Source organism: Streptomyces sp. DSM 116793 (assembly GCF_057320905.1).
Genome location: NZ_CM170494.1, coordinates 5927088 through 5950202, shown reverse-complemented (window position 1 = coordinate 5950202; position 23115 = coordinate 5927088). Strand labels below are relative to the sequence as shown.

The following is a 23115-nucleotide window of genomic DNA, read 5'->3' as shown; positions in this document are numbered from 1 at the left end:
GCCGCCGCGCCGGGCCCTCCGGTGTCCGGCCGCCCCACCGTCCGGCGCCCCGCTCACCACCGCCACCGTCCGGCGGCCCGACCCCCACCGGGCCGCCGGACGGTTCCCGTCTGCGCGGTCCCGGGGGTGCGTCCTGCTCCGGCGGGCGTTCGGCCTGCCGCGGCGCCGGGGCTGCTGCGGCCGTTCCGCCGCCCGGGGGCCGGGGGTCACTGCGGCCGTTCCGGTGGCCGCGGGGCCGGGGGCTACTCCGGCCGTTCCGGTGACCGCGGGCCCGGGGCGGACCCGGGAGGCGGCGGTGTGCTCCCCGGCGCGGCGGGCGTGGTGGGCGCGCCGGACGGAACGGAGCTGTTCGCGGGCGGGGCCGCGGCGGCCGGGGGCGCCCCCGGTGCGGGTACGGCGGCGGACGAGTGCTGTGCGGCGGCGTGCCGGACCGCGATCTCCTGGGCGTAGGCCCGCAGGTAGCCGACCACCGTGTTGATCACGGCGACCAGGGGTACCGCCACCACCGCACCGCCGATCCCGGCGATCAGGCCGCCCGCGCTCACCGACAGCACCACGGCCAGCGGGTGCACCCGCACCGCGCGGCCCAGGATGAACGGCTGGAGGATGTGCCCCTCGATCTGCTGCACGGCCAGCACCACGACGAGCACCATCACGGCCGTGAACACACCCTGCGTCACCAGCGCCACGACGACCGCCAGCGCTCCGGAGATCACCGCACCGACCAGCGGGATGAACGCGAAGAGGAAGATGAAGACGGCGAGCGGCACCGCCATCGGCACCCCGAGGAAGAAGATGCCGAGGCCGATGAAGATGGCGTCGATGAGGGCGACGATCACCGTGCCGCGCACGTACGCGGTCAGGGTCCGCCAGGCCTGCGGCCCCGCCCCCGCGATGCCGCCCCGCGCCTGCGCCGGGACGAGCCCCAGCGTCCACTTCCAGATGCGCCGCCCGTCGTAGAGCAGGAACAGCGTGGAGAACACCGTCAGCAGGATGCCGGTGAGCGCCTCGACGATCACGGTGACGCCCTCGAGTCCGGCGGAGGTGATCGCCTCGGTGTTGGCACCGATGGCGTCCCGCAGGCTCTTGGCGATGTCGTTGATCTGGTCCTCGGTGACATGGAAGGGGCTGTTGAGCAGCCAGCGGCGCAGCTCGTCGATGCCGTCCTGGACCTGCGCGGACAGGTTGTCCAGGTTCTCCATGACCTGCCAGACGACGAACCAGCCGACCAGGCCGATGATGACGAAGCCGGAGATGGCGGTGAGGGCGGTGGCGAGCCCGCGCGGCAGGCCGACCCGCCGCAGCCGGGCGACGGTGGGCTGCAGCAGCGCGGTGATCAGCAGTGCGGCGACGAACGCCAGCACCACCAGCTGGATGGCGCTGATGACCCGGAACAGCACCCAGACCGTGCCCGCCAGGACGAGTAGCCGCCAGCCCGCCTCCGCGGCGACCCGCACGCCCCAGGGCACCGCCGCCTTGGGATCGGGGCGTGGCGGGACCGCGGGGGCGTAGGCGGGAGGCGGGGGGATGGTGGCGGGGGGCGGCTCGGCGTCCCGTGCCGGCAGGCCGTGGCCCGCGGCCTGCTCGGCGGCGGCGCGCGCCTCGTTCAATCGCTCACCCATCTGGGTGAGTCCCTTACCGAGCCTGCCGACCCATCCACCCATGCGCGACATGTCCCCGTCCCTTCCCCCCGTGCTCTTCCTCCAGTTCCCTCTGCCCGCGCCTCAGTCCCCGAAGTCGCCGGTCCCGGGGGCCTGCTGGAAGAGACCGTACATGGCGAAGACCCCGCACCGTAGGACGGTGCGGGGTCTTCGGAGGTTGAGCGTGCCGGGTCCGCGGCGGGTGGGCGCGCCCTGCGCGGCCGGGGCGGGCGGCTCAGTACCAGCGGTTGGCAGCCCAGAAGGACCAGGCGGAGCACGGGCTGCCGTAGCGCCCGTTCATGTAGCTCAGGCCCCACTTGATCTGGGTGGCGGGGTTGGTCTGCCAGTCGGCGCCGGCGGACGACATCTTGGAGCCGGGCAGTGCCTGGAAGAGGCCATAAGCGCCGGAGGAGGCGTTGACGGCGTGGTAGTTCCAGCCGGACTCGTGGCTCACGATGTTGCTGAAGCACTGGAACTGGTCGGCGGGGACCAGCTGCCGCGCGATGGCCTGCACCTGCGCGATGCTGTACGAGGCCTGGGTGGGGAAGCTGGAGGCGTCGCGGGCGGCGGAGCGGCTGGCGGCCTGCTCCTTCTCCGCCCTCGCCTTGTCCTCCGCCGCCTTCTGCTTGGCCACGGCGGTCTCTGCCGCCGCCTTGCGGGCGGCTTCCTCTGCGGACTTCTTGGCTGCGAAGTCGGCGGCGTCGGCCTGTGCGGACGCCTGCTGGGCCAGGGAGGAGACCTGGACCCGGGCCTGCTGGCCCGCGGGAATGTCGGCGAGGAGTGTCGCGTCGCCTGCCATCGCCTCGGTCTCGTTCGAGGGATGCTGGGTGCTGCCCGAGGCAACGCCCACGACGGCTCCGACAGTGGTGACCGCAGTGGCGGATGCCACCGCGAATCCCCGGACCGAAATCCGGCTCACACGTTTTCCTTCCAGCATCGCCCGCTTAGGTGACCCTCGCGGACGCAATCGTGCCCCTGGCACTGGCCTCCCCACTGCGGGTCACGGGAGGCACGGGCCCGGTGGGCAACTTCCGTGACGGAAGCGCCGCGTGGTGCTCGGGCGGCATACGACGGTCTCTATGTAGTTCTGTGATCCACTACGGTCGGCGGGACAGAGGTCCGTCGACGGTACGCAAGTGTCGTATGCGGGGCCTGACAGGAACCAGACTCTGCCGCAGCGGGACGCGGCAAGGCAATTCCGCGTTGCGTGTGAAAGCTCACACCTTGTTTGCCTCTTAAGAGTTCCGGAAAACTCCGCGCACACAAGCGCCGCCCGGCTAAGCTCTACTGCTTTGCCGGGCGGCGTACATGTGGGCGTTACCGGCGGACACCCGCCTCTGACCAGCGGAAACCAGTCTCCGACCGGCGAGAATATCCCGTTACGGCACTACCTGATCCTTCTGACAGGGACCGCCTGATCTTCTCCGTCCACGTCAGATGTGTCCCTCTTCCAGCATTTCCGTCACCAGTGCGGCGATCTGCGAACGCTCCGAACGGGTGAGGGTCACATGCGCGAAGAGCGGGTGCCCCTTGAGCTTCTCCACCACCGCGACGACGCCGTCGTACCGGCCGACGCGGAGGTTGTCCCGCTGGGCGACGTCGTGGGTGAGGACGACCCGGGAGCCCGCGCCGATCCGGGAGAGGACCGTCAGCAGGACGTTCCGCTCCAGGGACTGGGCCTCGTCGACGATGACGAAGGCGTCGTGCAGGGAGCGGCCGCGGATGTGGGTGAGCGGGAGCACCTCCAGCATGCCGCGGGCGGTGACCTCCTCGATGACCTCGCGGCTGGTGACCGCCGAGAGGGTGTCGAAGACGGCCTGCGCCCAGGGGTTCATCTTCTCGGCCTCGGTGCCGGGCAGATAGCCCAGTTCCTGCCCGCCCACCGCGTACAGCGGCCGGAAGACCATCACCTTCTCGTGCTGCCTGCGCTCCAGGACGGCCTCCAGACCGGCGCAGAGCGCCAGCGCGGACTTGCCGGTGCCGGCCCTGCCGCCCATGGAGACGATGCCCACGTCCGGGTCGAGCAGCAGGTCGAGCGCGATGCGCTGCTCGGCGCTGCGGCCCTTGATCCCGAACGCCTCACGGTCCCCGCGCACCAGCTTGACCTGGCCCTCGGGGGTGACACGGCCCAGCGCCTTGCCGCGCTCCGACTGGATGGTCAGGCCGGTGTGCACGGGCAGGTCGGCCGCCTCGGGCACGTACAGCGTCTCCTCCTCGAAGAGAAGGTCCACCTGCTCGGCGGAGAGGGTGAGTTCGGACATTCCGGTCCAGCCGGAGTCCGTGATGGCCAGTTCCGCGCGGTACTCCTCCGCGAGCAGCCCCACCGACGAGGCCTTGATGCGCAGCGGGAGGTCCTTCGAGACGACCGTGACGTCATACCCCTCGGCCTGCAGATTGCGGGCGACGGCGAGGATGCGCGAGTCGTTGTCCCCCAGTCTGTAGCCGGCCGGGAGGACGCCCGGGTCGGAGTGGTTGAGCTCGACGCGCAGCGTTCCGCCGAGGTCCCCGATCGGCAGCGGGGCGTCCAGGCGGCCGTACCGGACCCGGCAGTCGTCCAGCAGGCGCAGCGCCTGGCGGGCGAAGTAGCCGAGTTCCGGGTGGTGCCGCTTGGCCTCCAGCTCCGTCACCACCACGACGGGGAGCACTACCTCGTGCTCGTCGAAGCGGGACAGCGCATTGGGGTCTGCCAGCAGCACGCTGGTGTCGAGAACGTAGGTGCGCCGGTCGGGCGTGCGGCGCTTTGTGCTGGTCACCACGGAAGGACGTACCCCCTCGGAAGAGGTCGGGGAGCGACGGCGTCGCGGAGCTTCCCACGGGGGACATGGCTTCCCCGGGGGACGGGAGAGAACCGGCTCAGGCCGCGGCGCACGGGCCTGGCTCGGCCCTCGGTGTCGTCCGCGTAGTCCGTACGGTGGGTACGGTCCATCTGGTGCAACGGGCCTCCCGGACGGGCGGCCCCACGCCGCCCGCTGAGGTGCGCCACCACGGACGGGCACCGGCCGGTGCCCTGGGGTGTCGACCTGGAAGACATATTCCCTCGAACAGGCGCAGGCATGCCATGGCATATGACGACGCCCGGGTGACATGCCTGTGACCGTCCTGTGCCGACGCAGCCGCGGCACCGCCCGGCGTGGTGTCCGGGCTCCGCGTCAACTCCCCGCGGTCAGCGGGGTGTCAGCCGCCATAGCGGCGGTGGCGCGCCGCGTAGTCACGGAGCGCGCGCAAGAAGTCGATCTTGCGGAACGCCGGCCAGAAGACCTCACAGAAGTAGTACTCCGAATGAGCCGACTGCCACAGCATGAAACCGGACAGCCGCTGCTCGCCGCTGGTGCGGATGACGAGGTCGGGGTCGGGCTGGCCGCGGGTGTACAGGTGCTCCGCGATGACGTCGATGTCGACGAGGTCGGCCAGTTCCTCGAAGCTGGTGCCCTTCTGGGCGTGGTCGAGCAGCAGGGAGCGGACGGCGTCGGCGATCTCCTGGCGGCCGCCGTACCCGACGGCGACGTTGACGAGTATGCCCTTATTGCCCACTGTGGCCTGTTCTGCCTCTTTCAGCACCCTTTGGGTCTGGCCGGGCAGCAGGTCCATGGTGCCGACGTGGTGGACCCGCCAGCGGCCGTCCTCGGCGAGGCCGCGCACCGCGTCCTCGATGATGCCGAGCAGCGGGACCAGCTCCTCCTGGGGGCGGTCCAGGTTGTCCGTGGACAGCATCCAGAGGGTGACCACCTCGACGTCCGTCTCGGCGCACCAGCCGAGGAACTCGCTGATCTTGTCGGCACCGGCGCGGTGGCCCTGCGCGGTGGTGCCGCCGGCCGCCTTGGCCCAGCGGCGGTTCCCGTCGAGGATGACGCCGATGTGCCCCGGCATCTGCTCGTGGTCCAGGCGGCCTTCCACCCGGCGTGCGTAGAGTCCGTACACCAGGTCGCGCAGGTTCACCGTCGTCAGCCCCTCCATGCAGATAACAGCCCCGAGGCCGAAAGCCTACCGCTGCGGGCGACGCGCCCGGGCCCGGGTGGGGGCGGCGGGGGCGGGGACGGCGCCCCCGGGCGGCGAGGTCGCGGGCGGTGCCGGGCCGCGGGACCACTGACGTAGTTTCGTATCCATGAACGACTCTTCCCTCTACCGCGCCTCCGCGCAGCGCTACGACTCGATGGAGTACCGGCGCTCCGGCCGCAGCGGCCTGAAGCTGCCCGCCGTGTCGCTCGGGCTGTGGCACAACTTCGGCGACGACCGGTCGCTCGCCACCCAGCGGGCTATCCTGCGCCGCGCCTTCGACCTGGGCGTCACCCACTTCGACCTGGCCAACAACTACGGTCCGCCGCCCGGCTCCGCCGAGCTGAACTTCGGCAAGCTGTTCCGGCAGGACTTCGCGCGGTACCGCGACGAGCTGGTGGTGTCGACCAAGGCGGGCTACCTGATGCACCCCGGACCGTACGGGGAGTGGGGCTCGCGCAAGTACCTGCTGTCGTCCCTGGACGCCTCGCTGCGGCGGATGGGCCTGGAGTACGTCGACATCTTCTACTCGCACCGCTTCGACCCGGACACCCCGCTCGAGGAGACCATGGGGGCGCTGGCGTCGGCCGTGCAGCAGGGCAAGGCGCTGTACGTGGGCATCTCCTCGTACACCAGCGAGCAGACGCGTGAGGCGGCGCGGCTGCTGAACGAGATGGGGGTGCGGCCGCTGATCCACCAGCCGTCGTACTCGATGATCAACCGCTGGACGGAGGACGACCGGCTGCTGGACGCCCTGGAGGAGACGGGCATGGGCTGCATCTCCTTCGCGCCGCTCGCACAGGGCCTGCTCACGGACAAGTACCTGTCCGGCATCCCGGAGGGTTCGCGCGCCACGCAGGGCAAGTCGCTCGACCCGAACCTGCTCTCCGAGGAGGTGGTGGCCCGGCTGCGCGGGCTCAACGAGATCGCGGAGCGCCGCGGCCAGAGCCTGGCGCAGCTCGCGCTGACGTGGGTGCTGCGGGACGAGCGGATGACGTCGGCGCTGATCGGCGCGTCGAGCGTGCGGCAGCTGGAAGAGAACGTGGCGGCTCTCGGGGCGGCGCCGCTCACGGCGGAGGAGATCGCCGAGATCGACAAGTTCGCGGTGTCCACGCCGGGGACGAACATCTGGGCGGGCCGACGCTAGTCCGCTCCCGCGGGGGGTGGCCTGACGGCCAACCTCGCCCCGGCCTGCCCGGCTGCCCGGCTGCCTGCCTGCGTGGCCTGCGTGGCCTACCCGGCCCTCCCGGCCTACCCGGCCCTCCCGGCCTGCTCGGCCTGCTCGCCCTCCCGGCCCGGTACCGGCCGGTGGCCCGGCAGCGACGGAGGCTGCCCCCTGGGGCGGTGGCGATCCGACGGTCGCGTGGTGGCTCGTCGCGCGGTTCCCCGCGCCCCTTGGGCAGGCCGGGGGCCGGGCCCTTGCGTGGGGGCATAAAACGGGCCGGTCCGTGGGGGGAGACGGACCGGCCCGAGGGGGGGTCTCCACCATAACCCTTCGTAAGCCATCGCGGGTGCACCGGCATGCCACAACTACTCTCCGAAGTCGCCCGGCGACGCCTCCGGGGGCGGGCCGGGGCGGCGGGCGCGCCGTCTGCCTAGAGCGCGCCGACCAGCAGGCCCAGGAACGCGCCGCCCAGCATGAAGGGGCCGAGCGGGATGCCGGCCTTCCGGTCGGCCCTGCGGAGGACCATCAGGCCGACGCCGTAGCAGAACCCCAGGACGAGGCCGGCCATGAAGCCGATGAACAGCACGGTCCAGCCGTACCAGCCGAGCGCGGCGCCGACGGCGAGCGCCAGTTTGGCGTCCCCGAGGCCCATGCCCTTGGGGTACACGACGCACAGCACGAAGTAGCCGGCACCGAGGACGAGGGCCCCGAGCAGCGCCCCCGGCCATGAGCCCCGGTGGCCGGGCAGCAGCGCCGCCACCCCCAGCAGCGCCGCGAACCCCGCGGCGAGCGGCAGCGTCAGGACGTCCGGCAACCGGTGCACGGCATGGTCGACGAGGGCCAGCAGGACGGCGACGGGCGCGGCCAGCAACCACACCGCCAGCTCAGGACGCGCACCGGTGGCGGCCAGCGCCAGGCAGATGAGGGCGGTCACGGCGGCGACGGGGTAGGCGCGGGGGCCGTAGCGGGGGTGGCGGCGGCCGTCGACCGCGGCACCGCCCACGGCGTCGGCGTCGGCTTCGGCTTCGGCTTCGGCTTCGGCCGCAGGGTCCACCCCGGTGGGCGCCACGGTGGGCGCCCCGGGTGTGGGCGCGCCGGACACGATGCCGTCGGCCGAGTCGTGCACGGCGGCGGGGCGCGCACCCCCGCCCACGTCGGAGACCGTGCCCGGGGCCGCGTCGGCCACCGAGCCCCCGGCGACGTCCGCCGCCGTCCCGTCCGCTACGCGGGACACCGTTCCGTCCACCGAGCCGGCCGCCCGGGCCTCCGCCCCCGCCGCCCCGCGTGTGCAGCGGGCCCGGCCCAGCCAGCCGCCGAGCGGGCCCGTGAACGGGTGGCCGGCGGGGCAGGCGGTGCGCCAGGGCTCGTCAGGTTGTACGGAGAGCCGGTAGGCGGCCCGGGGGATCAGCAGTCCGGATCCGGCGCCCCAGACGGCGGCGGCGACGAGGAGAAGTACGTCCACGGTCGGACGATACGGGCGCCGCACCCCCGGCGGCATGGGCCCGTGGGCCCATGCGGGACCCAGTGCCGTGCGGATACGGTCACGGACACGGTCCCGGGCGGCCGCGCCCGCGGACGGCGAAGGGCCCGCGGGGAGCCCCGGGCAGGCCGGTGGGAGGGGACCGGGCGCAGGTGCCGGGCGGCCAGGCGGCGCGTATGCCGGATGGCCGCGGGCCGAGAGGGAAGGGAGGTGCCGGCGATGGGGCGCTGGCGCAACGGGCGGGGGACACTGATCGTCGGGGCCGCGGAGCCGGGGACCGGTGCCGGGCACGGAGCCGAGCCGGGGGCGACCCCGGGGGACGAGCGGTCAACGGCTGCCGCACCGGGTGCGGCCCCGGAGGCCGAGCGGTCCACGGCTGCCGAACCGGGTGCCGCCTGGGGGACCGGGCCGGAGGCGGCTGCCGAACCGGGTGCGCGGACCCCGGTGTCCGTACCGCTGGAGATCGCCGCGTCCTACCGTGCGCGGACCCACGGGCTGCTCGGGCGGGACGGCATCGAGGGGGCGATCCTGCTCTCCCCGGCCAACAATGTGCACACCTTCCGGATGCGGTTCCCCATCGACGTCGCCTACCTGGACCGGAAGCTGCGGGTCGTCGCCGTCCACACCATGCGGCCCAACCGCCTCGGCACCATCCGCCTGCGCGCCCGCCACGTCCTGGAGGCAGAGGCCGGCGCCATGGCGCGCTGGGGGATCCGGCGGGGCGTCCAGGTGACGGTGCGGCAGCAGGGCGGGACGGGAACGGGAACGGGAACGAAGCCTGGCTCGGGGGCGGATACGGAGGGGGCCGCGGGGCGGTGACGGGGGCCGCCCCCGTGGGGCCGCCCCGTCGGCCGCGGGGCCGCTCCAGGCCACGGAGCAGCCCTCCGCCACACGCCAGGCCTCTGGCACAGGCCAGGCCTCTGCCGTAGCTCAGGCCCGGCGTCGTGCCGGCGGTCAGGCCCGGCCGGTCGTCAGGGGCACGTCGTCGAGCCGGAACAGCATCCTGGAGGCGTCCTCCGCCTCGACCCGGACGGGGCGCCCCCAGCGCGCGCTGAGGGCGCGCCCGATGTCGTACAGCCGCCTCCGCTCCTCGGTGGTGTACGCGGGCCACCTCGCCCACCCCTGCTCGGCGACGGTGGTGCCGATCTCGACCAGGAAGGCGGCGCGGCAGCGCTGCTCCTCCTCCGGGGTCAGCGGGGTGGGACCGTCCTGGCCGGGCACCTCGCGGACGTTGTAGAGGTCACGGATCACGATCGCGGGCCTTCCGTTCGGATTCGGGCTGTCGTACCGGTCTTGCGAGCCGGCCCGACGTCCGGCTGGGAAGCCGGCTCGGGAGTCCGGGACCGGGTCAGGCGCCGGTGCGGCGACTGCTCGACGGCGACGCAACCGTAGCCGGTGAGACGGGCCGACCCCTCGGTGGGGGCCGGCCCGTTTCCGCGGGACCGAAGACCGTGGAGCCGGAGGCTAGGACTCCGAGTCCCCGGAGCGCGGGAACGAGATCTCGACGCGGCGGTTCTTCTTCCGGCCCGCCTCGTTGTCGTTCGTGGCGATCGGGTACTTCTCGCCGTAGCCGCGGACCTCGAAGGTGATGTCCGGGTTGTTGAGGTCCTTCGACAGGACGTCCTGGACGGCGTTGGCGCGCTGCTTGGAGAGGACGTCGCCGTGGGCCGCGGAGCCGAGGTTGTCGGTGAAGCCGAAGATCCGGATCTGGGTGGCGTTCTGTTTCCTGATCTCCTCGGCGACGTCGGCGATGCGGGCGTTCGCCGCGCTGCTCAGCTTGGCGCTGTCCTTGGAAAAGAGGACCTCGGCCTGGAGCGCGAACTTGATGCTGGAGTTGGTGTCCTCGCGACGCTCCTCACCGCCCATGTCCTCGACGACCGACTTGATGTCGAGCACCTTCGGGTCGGCGAGTGTGGCGCCCTGGGGGAGCTTGAGGTCCGGGTCGTTGCCGTCGACCTTGACGGGCGGCGGCGCGGACTCGGACGGGTAGGGGCTGTCGGCCAGGGCCTCCTGCGCGGTGGCGAGCCCCAGCGCGAGCACCCCTGCCACCACCGTGACGGCCGTACGGACACCGGCCCGGTGCGTACGGGTGTGTGCGGCACTCATCAGGAGATCTCAATCGTCGCGTTCGGGAAACCGGGGAACTGGAGGTCGACGGAGGTGGTCGACTGCGGCGGCGCCGGGAACTGCGCGAAGAACACCAGGCTCTTGCCCGCCTCGATGCTCGACGCGTAGTCGGTCGTGGTGAGCGGGCGGTTGTCGGTGTCCCGCAGGACGTAGTAGCGCTTCTTGCCCTTGGAGTCCACGAGCGTCATACCGGCGAGGGACGGCCCGGTCGCCTTGACGTCCGTCTCCTGGCCGCTCCACTGCACCGGGGTGGTGAACGACGTCCCGCTGGTGTTCTTGAACTGGCCGTTCACCGTCAGGAAGCCACCGCTGTCCCGCTTGGCCTCCTGGATCACCATGTCGATCCCGCTGTCGCCGTGCACGGTCGCGATGGGCTCGCTCGCACCCGGGTCGGTGTTCCCGCCGCCGCTCCCCTTGTCCTGATCGCCGCCCTGGCTACTCGACGACGTGGACGGACTGTCCTTTCCGTCGTCGCCACCGCAGGCCGTCGCGGTGAGGGCGAGGGCCGCCGCCATCAGCGTGGCCGCCCCCGCCCGGCGCAGGTGCCTCACGTGCCGCATACTCATCGATGGTTTTCCTTTGCACTCGGGTCGCGGTCAGTCTTCGGCCAGTCGGACGGTGAAGAGGTCCGCCATGTCCGGAAGAAGATCCAGGTGGTCCGGCTCGATCTGCCACTCTCTGTCGTCGCACGCGATTTTCCCCGGTGACGGCTTCTCGTCGCCCTTGTCATCGCCGGACACGTCGCCGTTATTTTGTGGCAGCGGCGAGGGCGATGCCCCGTCGTCGTCGGGATTGGGCTCGAACCTGCACCTCGGCTCCACCACCGCGGTGGCGCTCGATTCCGCGCGCCTGTTCTCGATACCGGGGATGAGGCTCTTGCCCATCGCTTTCTTCGATGTGACATTCACATGGAATCCCCAGCGCCCGTCGGACAGCTGAACGCACTGGACGTCACCGGCGTCGTTCAGCCCCGCGAAGCGGACCGCCTGCGCGCAGCCGTCGTACCTCCCGATGCGGTCGCCGTTCAGGACGTCCTGGAGCCAGCTGCCGTCGAGGACGTTCGCCAGGAAGAGGGTGGAGAACCGGTCCCGGGACTCCTGGGCCGCGGCGAGCGCCGCCGCGTCGGCCGCCGACTGCGTGCCGCTGCGTGCCGCGTCCGCCTTGCCGAACGCGAAGAAGAGGAGCGCAAGAAAGAGCAGGCCGACCACCGCTGTGACATACAGCGGTGCGGCCTGCCCCTTGTCCTGCCCGATGGCGTCCCGGCGGATCAGCCGCCGCCGTTGAGGATCTTGTTGACCGTGTCCTTGAACTTGTTGGCGATCGTGTCGCCCATCTTCGTGTTCAGCAGCGCGATGACGATCGCCGCCACGAGGATGATGATGCCGACGTACTCGATCGCTCCCTGGCCCCTGTCCGCACGGCGCCGCAGCCGGTCGGCCGTCGTGTTCGCCCAGTGGCCCACGTACACCTGGGTCGCGGTGGCGGCCTTCAGCATGGTCTTGGTCATGGTGATCCCCTCCGTTCTCGGCCGGCCCCCAACCGGCCGACACTGCGTACGTCTCCGCGCCGCCCCGCGCGCTTCCGGCTTCCTCCCGGCCGGACTCGCTGGCGACGATGGAAAGGTACGCCGGAGAGGATGTCTCCGGCATGGGTCCCGGGGCCCAACCGCGGGCCCAAACCGGCGGCCGCCGCTGCTGCCGGACCTCGCCGGCCCCGCCGGCCGCGCCGCGCCGCGCCGTACGTCCGTGCTCACGCCCTCGCCCGAGCCCGCGCTCAGCCATGGCGCACCCCGCCCCCCGGCGCGGTGCCCAGCCAGCGTGCGATGGCCTCGCTGCGGCTGCCGGCGTGCAGCTTGGCGAAGATCCGGTTGATGTGGTTCTTGACGGTCTTCTCGCTGATGAAGCAGGTGGCGGCGATCTGCTGGTTCGTCATGCCCGACGCGATCAGGTCCATGACTTCCACCTCCCGCTGACTCAGCCCCGCCCCGATGCCGCGAGGTGCCGCTCCGGCACCGGCCGATACTGACGACTGTGCCATGCCCGCTTGCGAAAGCGAAGACTCTCGACCGTACTGTTGCGAAGCTGTCACATGGCCAGGACCATTGATTCCAGGTGGAGTTGACGGCAGCCGCAGGTCGGCGCCCGACGTAACGTGTGCAGGTGCAGATACTTGCGGGGGCTGCTGTTCAGGGTGGGCCGGTGCCTGGAACGCGGTGCCGAGGCCGTCCGGCAGCGGGGTCGGCCCGCCCGCGGGCGGGCCGACCCCGCGCATGGCGTCGAGCAGCGCCCTGGACGCCGTGGCCGACAGCGGGGCCCGGCCCTCCTTCATGTCCCGGACGGCCGCCACCAGTTGGTCCGCGGTGAACTCGCCGTGCACCAGGTAGCCCCCCGCGCCGAGCCGCAGCGACTCGTGCACGATCTCGGACTCGCGGCTGTACGTCATCATCAGCACCGGCGCGATGCGCACCAGGTGCGGCAGCGCGGAGATGCCGTCCACCCCCGGCATGCGGACGTCGAGCAGGATGACGTCGGGGCGGTGCCGCCGGGCCTGCTCGTACGCCTGCCGGCCGTCGGAGGCCTCCGCGACGACCTCTATGTCGTCGCGGCCGGAGAGCAGCACGGTGAGCCCGGCCCGCACCACCGGGTTGTCGTCCGCGACCACGACCCGCAGCGGGGGCGCCGCGGACGGTTCGGGGAGAGCGGGGAAGCCACCCGAGGACGACGACGGGCCCGAGGGCCGCGACGGCCCCGGCGTTCCCGGCGCCCCCGGCAGGGCGGTGACGCGGGCGGGGGTGTGCTCCGAGCGGGCCATCGACTGTCCGGAGGTGTGCTGGGACGCCTCGTGGCTCGGGGTGTGCTCCTGGCCCGTGGGGCGCTGCCCGGCGGATCCGGCTGCGGGCGGCGTGAGCCCGTTGGGCATCAGCCCGGTGGGGAGGGCTCCGGTGGGGCGGGGCCCGGTGGGCTGGGGCCCGGTGGGCGGCTGCCCCGGGAGCGGGTGCTCCAGGGGCTGATGGTTCGTGGGCGGGTGTCCTGTCGGTCGGCGCCCCGACGGCGCCGTGGTGTCGTCCGGCATTGTTCGCGGCCTCCTCTCAGGGGGTGGGGGGTGGGGTGGGGCGGGACGTGTGCGGTGGTGCGGCGGCGGGCGGCTCCTGCGGCGCGGGGGCGCCCGGCAGCGCGCCGTCCGCCCGTCCGGCGGCGGGCGGGGCCGGCTGCCGTACGACGAGCGGGATGGTGGACGGGTCCGGGTCCGGGTCGTCCGCGGCGAGCGGGAATCCGGGCGCGGCGGGAAGCGCGGGCGGTACCGCGGGAAGCGCACGCGGCGGCGAGGAGACGGACGGTGCGGCAGGAAGCGCGGGCCGCGGAGACGGCGGAGCCGAAGCCGCACCCGGAACCGGGGCCCCACCCGAACCCGGAGCCCCCACCACCGCACCCGGCAACGCCGCGAGCGGCAGGTCGACGCGGACCTCGGTGCCCGAGGTCCGGTGGCCCTTGCCGATCCGGATCCGCGCCCCGATCCCCGCCGCGCGCTCGACCATGCCGACCAGGCCGAAGTGGCCGGCGCGCTTGAGGCCGTCAAGGGTGGTGTCGGGCGGCAGGCCCCGGCCGTCGTCCTGGACGCTCATCCTCAGCTGGTTGCCGACGATGCCGGCCCGTACGTCGACATGGCCGGCCGCGGCGTGCCGGTGGGCGTTCTCCATGGCCTCGCCCGCGATGGTGAGGAGCTGGCGGGCGACCGCCGGGGGCACCGCGGGCAGCGGCGGACCCGGCAGCGGGCGGTACTCGGCCCGTACGCCGGAGCGGCGGGCGAAGCCGGCGGTGCGGGCCGTGAGTTCGGCGGCGAGGTCCACCCGGGCGTCGGCACCGGAGGCGCGGCGCAGGTCGGAGAGGAGCTCGCGGGACTCGGAGGCGGCGCGGCGCGCGGCGCGTGCGACCAGCTCGGCCTGGTGCCTGACCGTCGCCGGGTCCATCCGGTCGGCGGACGCCGCGAGGCCGTCGGCGGCGAGGGCGAGGCCGTGCAGGGTCTTGGCGACCGAGTCGTGCATCTCGCGGGCGAGCCGGGCGCGTTCGCCCTCCACCGCCTCGGCGACGGCGAGCCGGGCGCGGGTCTCGGTGAGAGCCTCGGACGCGGCGCCGAAGCGCAGCAGCAGCCCGCGCAGGGTGCCGCCGACGGCGCCCGCGAGCACGCAGAGCCCGATCAGCAGCAGGGCGGTGGTCTGGGCGTGGATGTCGTCGACCGCGTAGGCGGCGGCGAGCAGCAGGACCTGGAGGGCGGCGAAGATGCCCGCACCGCGCCAGCTGTAGACGAGGCCGGCGAGCAGCGGTGTGCAGATGGTGACGATGCCCAGGGGCGAGTTGGGCGAGGCGGTGAAGAGCAGCAGCGCGCCGAAGCACATGTCGGCGGCGAGCAGCGACGGGTGCCGCAGCAGGACGGGCCCGAACCGCTCCCAGTCGCGCATCAGCACGTAGGACACCATGAAGGTGACGAGCACCGCCGAGCCCACCAGCCAGGCGGCGAGGCCCGTCTCCGAGGAGGTCAGCGCGAAGGGCGCGGCGAGGGCGGTCATGGCCAGCCGGAAGCCGAAGAGCTGGCGGCAGAGCGCCTGGAGGGCGTTGACCTGGATGGGCAGGGACGGGACGTGGCCTTTGGTGCCGACCACGCCGACGACACCGACCACGCCACGGCCGGACGGCGCACCGGGCGCACCGGGCGCATGAGGTGCACCGGGCACACCCGGTCCGCCGGGTCCGCCGACTCCGTGGGCCACGCCGGCACCGGCGCCGGCCGGGCCCAGAGGGTCCCCGCCGCCGGTCAGAGCGGCCGGGGCGCGCAGGCGCTGCAGCATCTTCCCGTCACCTTCCCTCCCGTTGCTCCCTCGTCCGTCCACGGGCGGCGAACCGCCCCCGTGCCACGCCGTCCACGGGCGACGAGCCGCTCGCCCGAGCCCACCGTCCGTGGGCCCCGGCCCGTACCCGGGTGCCGGTGCCGCCCGGGCACCGGGCCGTCCGTGAATGCCACGCCCGTCCGGGCGGCGGCGGTTCCTCGTCCGTGTACGCAGTGTGCGTGTCGCCTTGACCCCGCGTCAGCCGATCTGCCGTATGGCCTCCCGTCAGCCGCCCAGCAGATCGTTGAAGTTGACGCCGGACCCGTAGTAGAAGCCGACCGCGATCAGGAGCATGGTTGCCGGAAGCATCACGCTCGTCACGATCAGCGTGGATTTGGGCACGGCCTTGGATGCCTTGCGGCGGGCGTTCTGCGCGTCGGTGCGGCGCATGTCGTTGGCGATCTGGATGAGTGTGTCGACGATCGGGGCGCCCAGCTCCTCGCCCTGCTGGAGCGCGGAGACGAACATAGAGACCTGCTCGGAGTCGTTGCGGCGGCGCAGCTGCTCGAAGGCGTCGCGGCGGCTGACGCCCATGTCCATCTGGCGCAGCGTGATGCGCAGCTCGTCCGACCAGGGGCCCTGGTACTTCTCGGAGACCCGCTCCAGGGCCTGCCGGAAGCCGAGGCCCGCGGAGACGACGACGGCGAGCACGTCCAGGAAGTCGGGCAGGGTGCGCTCGATGTCGTCGCGGCGGCGGCCGATGGCGATGCGTATCAGGGCCTCGGTCCAGAAGAACCCGTACACGGCGAAGATCAGTGCCAGGAAGATCTGGTTGTTCAGCAGCATCACCAGGCCCGCGACGAGGCCGAGGGTGGTGTAGACCGCGCGGCGGGCGGCGTACCGGTCGATGGTCATGCCGCCGGGGTTGCCGGCCATGTCCAGCTTGCGGCGGACCGCGTCGACGCGCTTGGGGCCCATCAGGCGGAGCACGGTCGGGGCGTACCGCATGCCCATCCGGTCCACGACGGAGCCGGTGACGCTGGTGCGCGAGCTGCCGACCTCCAGGGCCACGGCGAGGTCGTCGGGGAGCTTGGCGTCGGCGCGGTAGAGGCGTATGCCGGCGAAGACGCCGTACACCGCCAGGCCCATGACGAGGGCGAGCGCGAGTTCTTCCATGGCGAGTCCTTCGGTCTCCTGCTCTTCCTGTCTCCTCGGCGGACTGCTCCGCGTGGGCGGGCCGCTCTGCTTCGGTGGTCCGCTCCGTCTCGGCGGACCTCTCTGCTGCGGTCGTCCGCTCCGTCTCGGCGGACCTCTCGTCCGCCCCGCCTCACCGGGCCCCTCCGCCTCAGCGTGCCGCTGTCCCTGAGCCGACTGCCGCCGCCTCAGCGGCCCGCCGTTCCCGAGCCGGCTGCCCGCCTCGGCGGGCCTCCGTGCCCGGGCGGACCGCTCCGCCTCCCTCTCCCCCGCGGCCCGTCAGATCCGGATCCTCGTCAGTCGGTTGATCATGAAGAAGCCGAGGCCGTAGAGGACGGCCGCGATGACCACGACGATCTTGCCGACCGTGGAGCCCGTCATGGCGTCCAGGGCGCCGGCGCGCATGCTGTTGATGATGAGCAGGAAGCCGAGGCCCAGCACGGGCACGGCGACCGCGGTGACCTTCACCTGGGAGAGCAGCGTGGTGACCTCGCGGCGGGTCTCCTTGCGCTCCTCCAGGGTCTCGGTGAGGTTGCGCAGGCTGGAGACGATGGTGCCGCCGGCGCGGTTGGAGAGGATCAGGGTGGTCACGAGGACGGTCAGCTCGCGGGACGGCAGCCGCTCCGACAGCTCGTTCATGGCGTCGTCGAGCGAGTGGCCCACGGAGAGCTGGTCGGCCACCTTGCGCAGCTCCTCGCCGGCCGGGTCGTCCAGCTCCTCGGCTGCCATCGCGATGGCGGTGCGCAGGGCCAGGCCGGCCTGGGTGGCGTTGGCGAGGATGCGGGTGAGCTCCGGGAGCTGGCCGATGAAGGCCTGGGTGCGCTTGGTGCGCTGCCAGGTGAGGAAGGCGTTGGCGCACCAGATGCCGACCAGGACGGCTATGAGGCCGAAGAACGAGGTGAAGATCGTCTCGATGACGAAGTAGATCACCAGCAGCCCGGCCACGGCGTAGACGACGTACTCGCCGGGGGTGATGTCGAGGCCGGTCACAGCGATCTTGCGTTCGATGCCCCGGCCGAGGCGGGTGCCGCGCAGCCGCCGGTCGACCGCGGGGAACCGCCGCCTGCGGCCGCCGGCCATCGGTCCCTGGCCCGCGGCGGCGAGCCGCTCGACGAGGTCATCCCGCTGGGCCTTGCCGGCCGCGTAACTGTGCAGGCCGACGACGGCGAACACGCAGGCGAGCAGCGTGCTGCCGACCGTCAGGAGGGTGAGATCCATGGGGACGGGCTTTCTCCGTGGGCTTGGTCGGGCCGGGCGGCCGGGCGGGCCGCGGGGCCGGTGGGGTCCGGCGCGGGGCCGGTGGGGTCCGGCGCGCGGCCGGGCCCGGGGGGTCGGGGGCGGGCGTGCGCGGTCATACGGGCGAGTCCCTGATCGTGAGGTCGGCGTCGCTGTCTGCAACCCCGAACACCGGGGGCACCGGCTCGTTCTTCATGTAGAGCCGCTCGGCGACCCGCCGGGGCAGCGGGAAGTACTCGAACTTGCCGTGGATCCGGCCGTCCGCGCTCATCGGCTGGGCGGCGAACCGGCAGACGGTGGCGATCCGGTACTCCTCACGGCCGTGTGAGTGGACGAGCGCGATCTCGGTGAGCCGGCGTGCGCCGTCCGCGAACCGGGTGAGCTGGACGATCACCTCCACGGCGCTGTTGATCTGGTCCTTGATCGCCACGAACGGGATCTCGACCTCGGACATGGACGCCAGCGTCTGGAGCCGCATCAGGGCGTCCTCGGCGCTGTTGGCGTGCACGGTGGCGAGGGAGCCGTCGTGGCCGGTCGACATCGCCTGGAGCATGTCGAGGGTCTCGCCGCCGCGGACCTCGCCGACGATGATGCGGTCGGGGCGCATACGCAGGGAGTTGCGCACCAGGTCGCGGATGGTGATGCGGCCCTTGCCCTCCACGTTCGCGGGCCGGGCCTCCAGGGTGATCACATGGGTCTGCTGGAGCTGGAGCTCCGCGGAGTCCTCGATGGTGACGATGCGCTCGCCCTCGGGGATCACCGCGGACAGGGCGTTGAGCAGGGTGGTCTTGCCGGTGCCGGTGGCGCCGGAGACGATCACGTTGAACTTGGCCCGGATCAGCGCGGCCAGCAGCATGGTCATGTGCGTGTCGAGCGAGCCGAGCGCGATCATCTCCTGGAGCGTGAAGGCCCGTGGGAAGCGCCGGATCGTCAGGACGGGCCCGGTCAGCGAGAGCGGCGGGATGATCACGTTGACACGCTCGCCGGACGGCAGGCGGGCGTCCACCATCGGGTTGGCCTCGTCCACCCGGCGGTTGACGGTGGAGACAATGCGTTCGATGGTCTGCATCAGCTGCTCGGTGGAGCTGAACCGCATGGGGAGCTGTTCGAGACGGCCACCGCGCTCCACGAAGATCTGGTCCGGGCCGTTGACCATGATCTCGCTGATGGAGGCGTCCTCCAGCAGCGGCTCCAGGATGCCGAGGCCGAGCGCCTCGTCGACGACCCGGCGGATGAGGACGGCGCGCTCGTGCGTGGAGAGGACGGGCCCCTCCCGGCTGATGATGTGCCCGAGGACGCGCTCCAGGCGGATCCGGCGGTCCGCGGCGGCCAGCGCGGACATCTCCGCGAGGTCGATCTCCTCCAGGAGCTTGGCGCGGTAGACCCCCACGAGGTGGTTCTCGGACTGGTCGGGTGATCGCGCGCCCTGTGACTCGGGGCTGTTCAGCCGTGCCCTGAGACTCATCTGCGGTGCTCCTCGGGAAGCGTCGGAACGGGTGGTGCGTGCCGGGGTGGTCAGTCGCGCGGCATGGTGACGGAGCGCTGGGCGGTGCCGAAGTCATCGATGCCGGGGATGATGGACGGGATCTCGACGCGGGCGGTGTACCTGACGCTGTCGAAGCCGCCGCCGGACTGGCTGACGCGGGCGCTCAGCCAGTCGCTTACGGCCTCCCGGCCCGCGGCCTCCGGGTCGGCCGGGGTGTGCGGCACCTGGGAGGCGACCCGGGCGGCGGCCCGCGCGGCGGTGCCGGCCTGCTGGACGGCGTAGACGGCGAGCCCGAGCTGGATGCAGGCGACGCCCACCAGCAGCAGGATCGGCAGCAGGCCCACGTACTCGATGGCGACCTGGCCGCGGTCACGGCAGCCGCGGGCACGACGGCCGCGGGCACGGACGCGGCCGTGGCTCAGGCGGTCGCCGCCGCGGCGCGGGATCCGGTGCGGGGGCAGAGGGGACATCGTCAGCTCTCCCTCGCTGCGGCGGCGTTGCCCGGCACCGTGATCGGCAGGTCGACGAAGCCCGGGAAGAGCAGCGGCACCTTGAGGTCGGCGTGCGCCTTGACCAGGCCGCCGCCGGCGGTGCAGCCGATGCCGGCGCCGGACCGCCAGGCGGGCGACAGGTCCTGCTCACCCGCGGTGGCGCAGACGGCGTCACGGTCCCGCCACGGGTCGGCCTCGGCGCCGGCGTGCACGGCCCGGTCGGCGGCGTTGCCCGCCAGGACGAAGGTGTAGCCGATGAGCACGGCCTGCCACAGCACGATGAGCGTGGCCAGGATGATGGGGGTCATCGCGGTGAACTCCACCGCGACCTGGCCCCGGTCGTCCCGCAGCACCCCGCGCAGCCGCGCGGGTATCGCAGGTACCCTCATCGCCACTCCCCCCTCAGCCGTTCGTGGTCCTCGGCGCTCTCGCCGGATTCGTTCCCCCGGGGACGTCCCCGCCACCTCCCGCGGCCTTGCGCCGCAGCCCGAACGAGCCACGGCCGGCCTTGGACACACCGCCCTGTGGAGCCTGTATCAGACCGAGCTGTCCCGCCAGGGCCCACAGGGCCTGTTTCACGGTGGACTTGGCCTCCAGGTCCTGCAGCCGGCCCGCGTCGACGACGCTCTGGAGCTCCTTGAAGCCGGCCGGGACGACGACGGGCGCGACCTGGGTGCCGGTGATCTTCTGCACGAGCTGGGGCTGGATCTCGGTGTTCCGTATGTAGCGGTTGATGACCGTGATGGTCTCCTCGGCCTTGCGGACCTGGAGCCGGTGCCACATCCGCACCATCCGCTTGGCGGCCCGTACCGAGATCACGTCCGGGGTGGTCACCAGCAGCGCCGTGTCGGCCATCTCGATGGCGGCGGCGTTGGCGCCGCCGAGCTGGGTGCCGCAGTCGATGACCACGACCTCGTAGCGGGACCGCAGGGCGCTGACGATCTGCCGCACGGTGCGGTCCGCGACCTCCTCACCGCGCTCGCCCTCCGCGGGCGCGAGCAGCAGCGCCACGCCGGTGTCATGGACGAAGACGGCGTCCTGGAGCACCCGCGGCGAGATGTCCTGGACGGCGGAGAGGTCCACGATGGACCTGCGGAACTGCACGTCCAGGAAGGAGCCGACGTCGCCGGCCTGGAGGTCCATGTCGGCGAGCGCGACGGTGTGCCCGGAGGCGCGTGCCGCGAGCGCCAGCTGGACGGCGGTCGTGGTGGTGCCCACGCCGCCCTTGGCGCCCGAGACGGTGACGACGGTGCCGCCGGGCCCGGAGAACACGTCCGCGCCGCTGCCGAGGTGCCGCCGGACGCCCACGGACCACTGGGCGGCGGTCTGCACCCGGCTGGCCAGCTCCTCGTAGCTGATCGGCATCGCGACCAGGCCCCGGGCGCCGGAGTCCATGGCCGCCGAGAGCAGGCCCGCGGAGGCGTCCGAGGTGATGAGGATGACGCCGACCGCGGGGAACCGCAGCGCCACCTCGCGGATCAGCTCCAGCGCGGGCACGGGGCCGATCCGCTCGTGCACGAGCACCACCTCGGGGAGCTCCTCCAGCGACTCGGCGGCCAGCCGGGCGAGGGTGTCGAGCAGGGAGGTGGAGTCGCCGACAGGGGCCGCGGGGTCGGCGTCCGGGAGCTGGCTGAGCAGCGTCGTGACCGAGCGGGCCACGTCCGGATCGCCTGCCGCGGGGAGGATCCTTGTGGTCATCCGAACCTCACTGGTCCTCGTCGAGGGTGTAGGAGCGGTCGCCCGGCGGGATCGTCGTGTCGCTGCCCGGGGCCACCAGCGCGAGCCTGACGTGCTCGGCGAAGGACTCCGCGTAGGCCACGCGCTGGGCGTTGAGGGTGTTCAGGGCGAAGGTGATCGGAACGGCCTGGGTGGGCTCGCTCCGGCTGTCGTTGCTCTTTGGCTCCAGTGCGGTGATCTTTCCCACGTCGAGCACCCGGGCGTTCGGCACGATCACCCGGGACTGCGCCTTCTCCTTGTCGTTCTGCGCGGCGAAGGTGGCGTAGATGTTGACCGTGGAGCCGGGCGTGATCTTGCCGGCGACGCCGGTCTCGGCGTCGATCATGATGGCGATCTCCTGCTCGCCGGCCTTCAGTTCCGGCTGGTCCACCAGCATGTCGGACTGGAGCAGCGAGCCCTTGCGCAGGGTGGTCACCGCGATCTTCCCGTTGATCTGGGAGAGGTCCGTGACGGCGGTCTCGGAGAGCCAGCGCCTGGGCATGCTGACCTTCTTGAACGAGCCGCTGTCCAGCTTGGTGTAGGGGGCGATGTCCGAGGTGAGCTCATAGGCGGTGACCTCGGGGCCGACCTTCGAATTCACGTCGCTGATCACGGACACCACGCCGGCGAACGCGCCGAATGCGCACAGGACGGAGACGAGCAGGAGTATGACGCCACGGCGCTGACGTGAATTCATGAGCGAGACGACCTCGTTCGGTTTCCGGGGACTTGTATCGAGTTCTTGGTGTCTTCATCGGTGGCCGCGGGGCCGGGTGTCCCGCGCGGTCCGCGCGGTGCCGCGGAGCGCGGTGGGTACGGCGGGGACGGTGGCCGGGCGCCGGCGCCCCGCGGGCCCCCGGGGTCGGGTGCGGGCGGGCGCACGGCGGTCACGGGCCGGGTGTCCCTACGGAGGGGACCCGCTGGGCGTCCCCTCCGTAGGGACACCCGCCGCCCTGTTCTGGTTCTCACGGGCGAGCGGGGCGGCGCAGAAGCAGCAGCGGTCGCCGATCAGCTCCATGCCGCACCAGTGGCAACGCTCCCGCCGCACGGAGGAGACGAGCTGGTGGATGACGGAGATGTCGGTGAGGTGGGCGACGAACTCGATCAGTTTCTGCGTGCCCCACCAGCGGGCCGACTCGGCGGGCAGCGCGGCCTCGTGGACGCCGCGCACGCCCCAGGCGGGGGCGAGCGTGCCGGTGACCCAGTCGGACTGCAGCTGGCCCCTGGCGACGGTGAGGTGCGTGGCGTACTCGGGGCCGGCGAGCCCGGCCTCGGCGCCGACCCTGACCAGCTGCGGCTGCGGACCCGCGACCACCCCGAACTGGCTGCCGGGCACCCAGGACTTGGCGTGCGACTTCAGGCTGACGGGCACCCGGTCGAGGCGGGTCACCGAGTTCAGCAGGGCGCCGGCGTGGATGTAGTGCGCCAGCAGGCGGGCCGAGGCGGCCACCACGCCGGCGCTGAAGTCGCACACCGACAGCTGCCGCAGCTGGCGCACCAGCACGGCCACGCCCAGCGGCGGCAGCTCGGACTCGACCAGCGCGATCCGGTCGCTCTCCAGGATGGAGCGGACGGTGTGCAGGCGCCGGACGAACGCGGTGTCCAGGGAGGCCGGGTAGACGACGACGACGTACCCGAACTGCTCCTGGAGCACCTGCATCTCGGCGAGCGCGGCCTCCAGGGGCTGCTCGTCGGGGGCTTTGAGGGCCACCGCCGTCGGCGTCTGCTGATCGGTCGGCGGCAGGACCAGATCGGCTCTGGTCAC

General features: G+C 72.6%; 22 protein-coding genes. 2 read left to right on the top strand and 20 right to left on the bottom strand.

Features of this window, described 5'->3' with window-relative positions:
* Positions 1-242: 242 nt before the first annotated feature.
* From ACSMXW_RS23410 to ACSMXW_RS23395, 4 genes are all read right to left on the bottom strand, one after another.
* Positions 243-1673 (bottom strand): AI-2E family transporter, encoded by a 1431-nt coding sequence (locus ACSMXW_RS23410; protein ID WP_485799090.1) that lies wholly within the window; start codon positions 1671-1673, stop codon positions 243-245.
* Positions 1674-1875: 202 nt separating this feature from the next.
* Positions 1876-2559, bottom strand: coding sequence for an aggregation-promoting factor C-terminal-like domain-containing protein (locus ACSMXW_RS23405; protein WP_485799089.1), 684 nt, complete (start codon positions 2557-2559; stop codon positions 1876-1878).
* A 514-nt stretch (positions 2560-3073) separates the two neighbouring features.
* Entirely contained in the window at positions 3074-4396 is a 1323-nt protein-coding gene (gene phoH2 / locus ACSMXW_RS23400; RefSeq protein ID WP_485799087.1) for an RNA 5'-3' helicase PhoH2, read from the bottom strand.
* 418 nt (positions 4397-4814) lie between these two features.
* Complete coding sequence (locus tag ACSMXW_RS23395) at positions 4815-5576, bottom strand: isoprenyl transferase (RefSeq protein WP_485808245.1); 762 nt, start codon at positions 5574-5576, stop codon at positions 4815-4817.
* Positions 5577-5742: 166 nt separating this feature from the next.
* Here ACSMXW_RS23395 and mgrA point away from each other — a divergent pair, with 166 nt between their 5' ends.
* On the top strand, positions 5743-6780 hold the full coding sequence (gene mgrA, locus ACSMXW_RS23390) for an L-glyceraldehyde 3-phosphate reductase (RefSeq protein ID WP_485799085.1): 1038 nt from the start codon (positions 5743-5745) through the stop codon (positions 6778-6780).
* A gap of 448 nt (positions 6781-7228) precedes the next feature.
* On the opposite strand, the gene ACSMXW_RS23385 is transcribed toward mgrA, so the two are convergent.
* On the bottom strand, positions 7229-8260 hold the full coding sequence (locus ACSMXW_RS23385) for a prepilin peptidase (protein ID WP_485799083.1): 1032 nt from the start codon (positions 8258-8260) through the stop codon (positions 7229-7231).
* A gap of 462 nt (positions 8261-8722) precedes the next feature.
* On the opposite strand from ACSMXW_RS23385, the gene ACSMXW_RS23380 reads away from it, so the two are divergent.
* On the top strand, positions 8723-9097 hold the full coding sequence (locus ACSMXW_RS23380) for a DUF192 domain-containing protein (protein WP_485799080.1): 375 nt from the start codon (positions 8723-8725) through the stop codon (positions 9095-9097).
* Between the two features lie 135 nt (positions 9098-9232).
* On the opposite strand, the gene ACSMXW_RS23375 is transcribed toward ACSMXW_RS23380, so the two are convergent.
* From ACSMXW_RS23375 to ACSMXW_RS23305, 15 genes are all read right to left on the bottom strand, one after another.
* A complete protein-coding gene (locus tag ACSMXW_RS23375) occupies positions 9233-9529 on the bottom strand; it encodes a hypothetical protein (RefSeq protein WP_485799078.1) in 297 nt (98 codons plus the stop codon).
* Between the two features lie 213 nt (positions 9530-9742).
* Entirely contained in the window at positions 9743-10384 is a 642-nt protein-coding gene (locus ACSMXW_RS23370; RefSeq protein ID WP_485799076.1) for an OmpA family protein, read from the bottom strand.
* On the bottom strand, positions 10384-10971 hold the full coding sequence (locus ACSMXW_RS23365) for a hypothetical protein (protein WP_485799074.1): 588 nt from the start codon (positions 10969-10971) through the stop codon (positions 10384-10386). Before ACSMXW_RS23365 ends, ACSMXW_RS23370 begins: the two co-directional genes overlap by 1 nt.
* A 30-nt stretch (positions 10972-11001) precedes the next feature.
* On the bottom strand, positions 11002-11658 hold the full coding sequence (locus ACSMXW_RS23360; protein ID WP_485808244.1) for a pilus assembly protein TadG-related protein: 657 nt from the start codon (positions 11656-11658) through the stop codon (positions 11002-11004).
* A 14-nt stretch (positions 11659-11672) separates the two neighbouring features.
* Entirely contained in the window at positions 11673-11912 is a 240-nt protein-coding gene (locus ACSMXW_RS23355) for a hypothetical protein (RefSeq protein WP_485808243.1), read from the bottom strand.
* Between the two features lie 266 nt (positions 11913-12178).
* On the bottom strand, positions 12179-13324 hold the full coding sequence (locus ACSMXW_RS23350; RefSeq protein WP_485808242.1) for a response regulator: 1146 nt from the start codon (positions 13322-13324) through the stop codon (positions 12179-12181).
* 169 nt (positions 13325-13493) lie between these two features.
* Positions 13494-15248 (bottom strand): histidine kinase, encoded by a 1755-nt coding sequence (locus tag ACSMXW_RS23345; protein WP_485799072.1) that lies wholly within the window; start codon positions 15246-15248, stop codon positions 13494-13496.
* A 264-nt stretch (positions 15249-15512) separates the two neighbouring features.
* A complete protein-coding gene (locus ACSMXW_RS23340; RefSeq protein ID WP_485799070.1) occupies positions 15513-16403 on the bottom strand; it encodes a DUF5936 domain-containing protein in 891 nt (296 codons plus the stop codon).
* Positions 16404-16700: 297 nt separating this feature from the next.
* Positions 16701-17639, bottom strand: coding sequence for a type II secretion system F family protein (locus tag ACSMXW_RS23335; RefSeq protein ID WP_485799068.1), 939 nt, complete (start codon positions 17637-17639; stop codon positions 16701-16703).
* 133 nt (positions 17640-17772) lie between these two features.
* Positions 17773-19122, bottom strand: a complete 1350-nt coding sequence (locus tag ACSMXW_RS23330; protein ID WP_485799066.1) for a TadA family conjugal transfer-associated ATPase — start codon at positions 19120-19122, stop codon at positions 17773-17775.
* A 50-nt stretch (positions 19123-19172) separates the two neighbouring features.
* The gene (locus tag ACSMXW_RS23325; protein WP_485799064.1) at positions 19173-19613 is read right to left on the bottom strand and encodes a TadE family protein; all 441 of its coding nucleotides are present in this window, start codon (positions 19611-19613) and stop codon (positions 19173-19175) included.
* Between the two features lie 2 nt (positions 19614-19615).
* Positions 19616-20023 carry a TadE/TadG family type IV pilus assembly protein gene (locus ACSMXW_RS23320; protein ID WP_485799062.1) on the bottom strand — a complete coding sequence of 136 codons (408 nt, stop codon included), beginning with the start codon at positions 20021-20023 and terminating at the stop codon, positions 19616-19618.
* A 13-nt stretch (positions 20024-20036) separates the two neighbouring features.
* The gene (locus ACSMXW_RS23315; RefSeq protein WP_485799060.1) at positions 20037-21332 is read right to left on the bottom strand and encodes a CpaE/TadZ family protein; all 1296 of its coding nucleotides are present in this window, start codon (positions 21330-21332) and stop codon (positions 20037-20039) included.
* 7 nt (positions 21333-21339) lie between these two features.
* On the bottom strand, positions 21340-22047 hold the full coding sequence (gene cpaB / locus ACSMXW_RS23310; protein WP_485799058.1) for a Flp pilus assembly protein CpaB: 708 nt from the start codon (positions 22045-22047) through the stop codon (positions 21340-21342).
* A gap of 207 nt (positions 22048-22254) precedes the next feature.
* Entirely contained in the window at positions 22255-23115 is an 861-nt protein-coding gene (locus tag ACSMXW_RS23305) for a hypothetical protein (RefSeq protein ID WP_485799056.1), read from the bottom strand.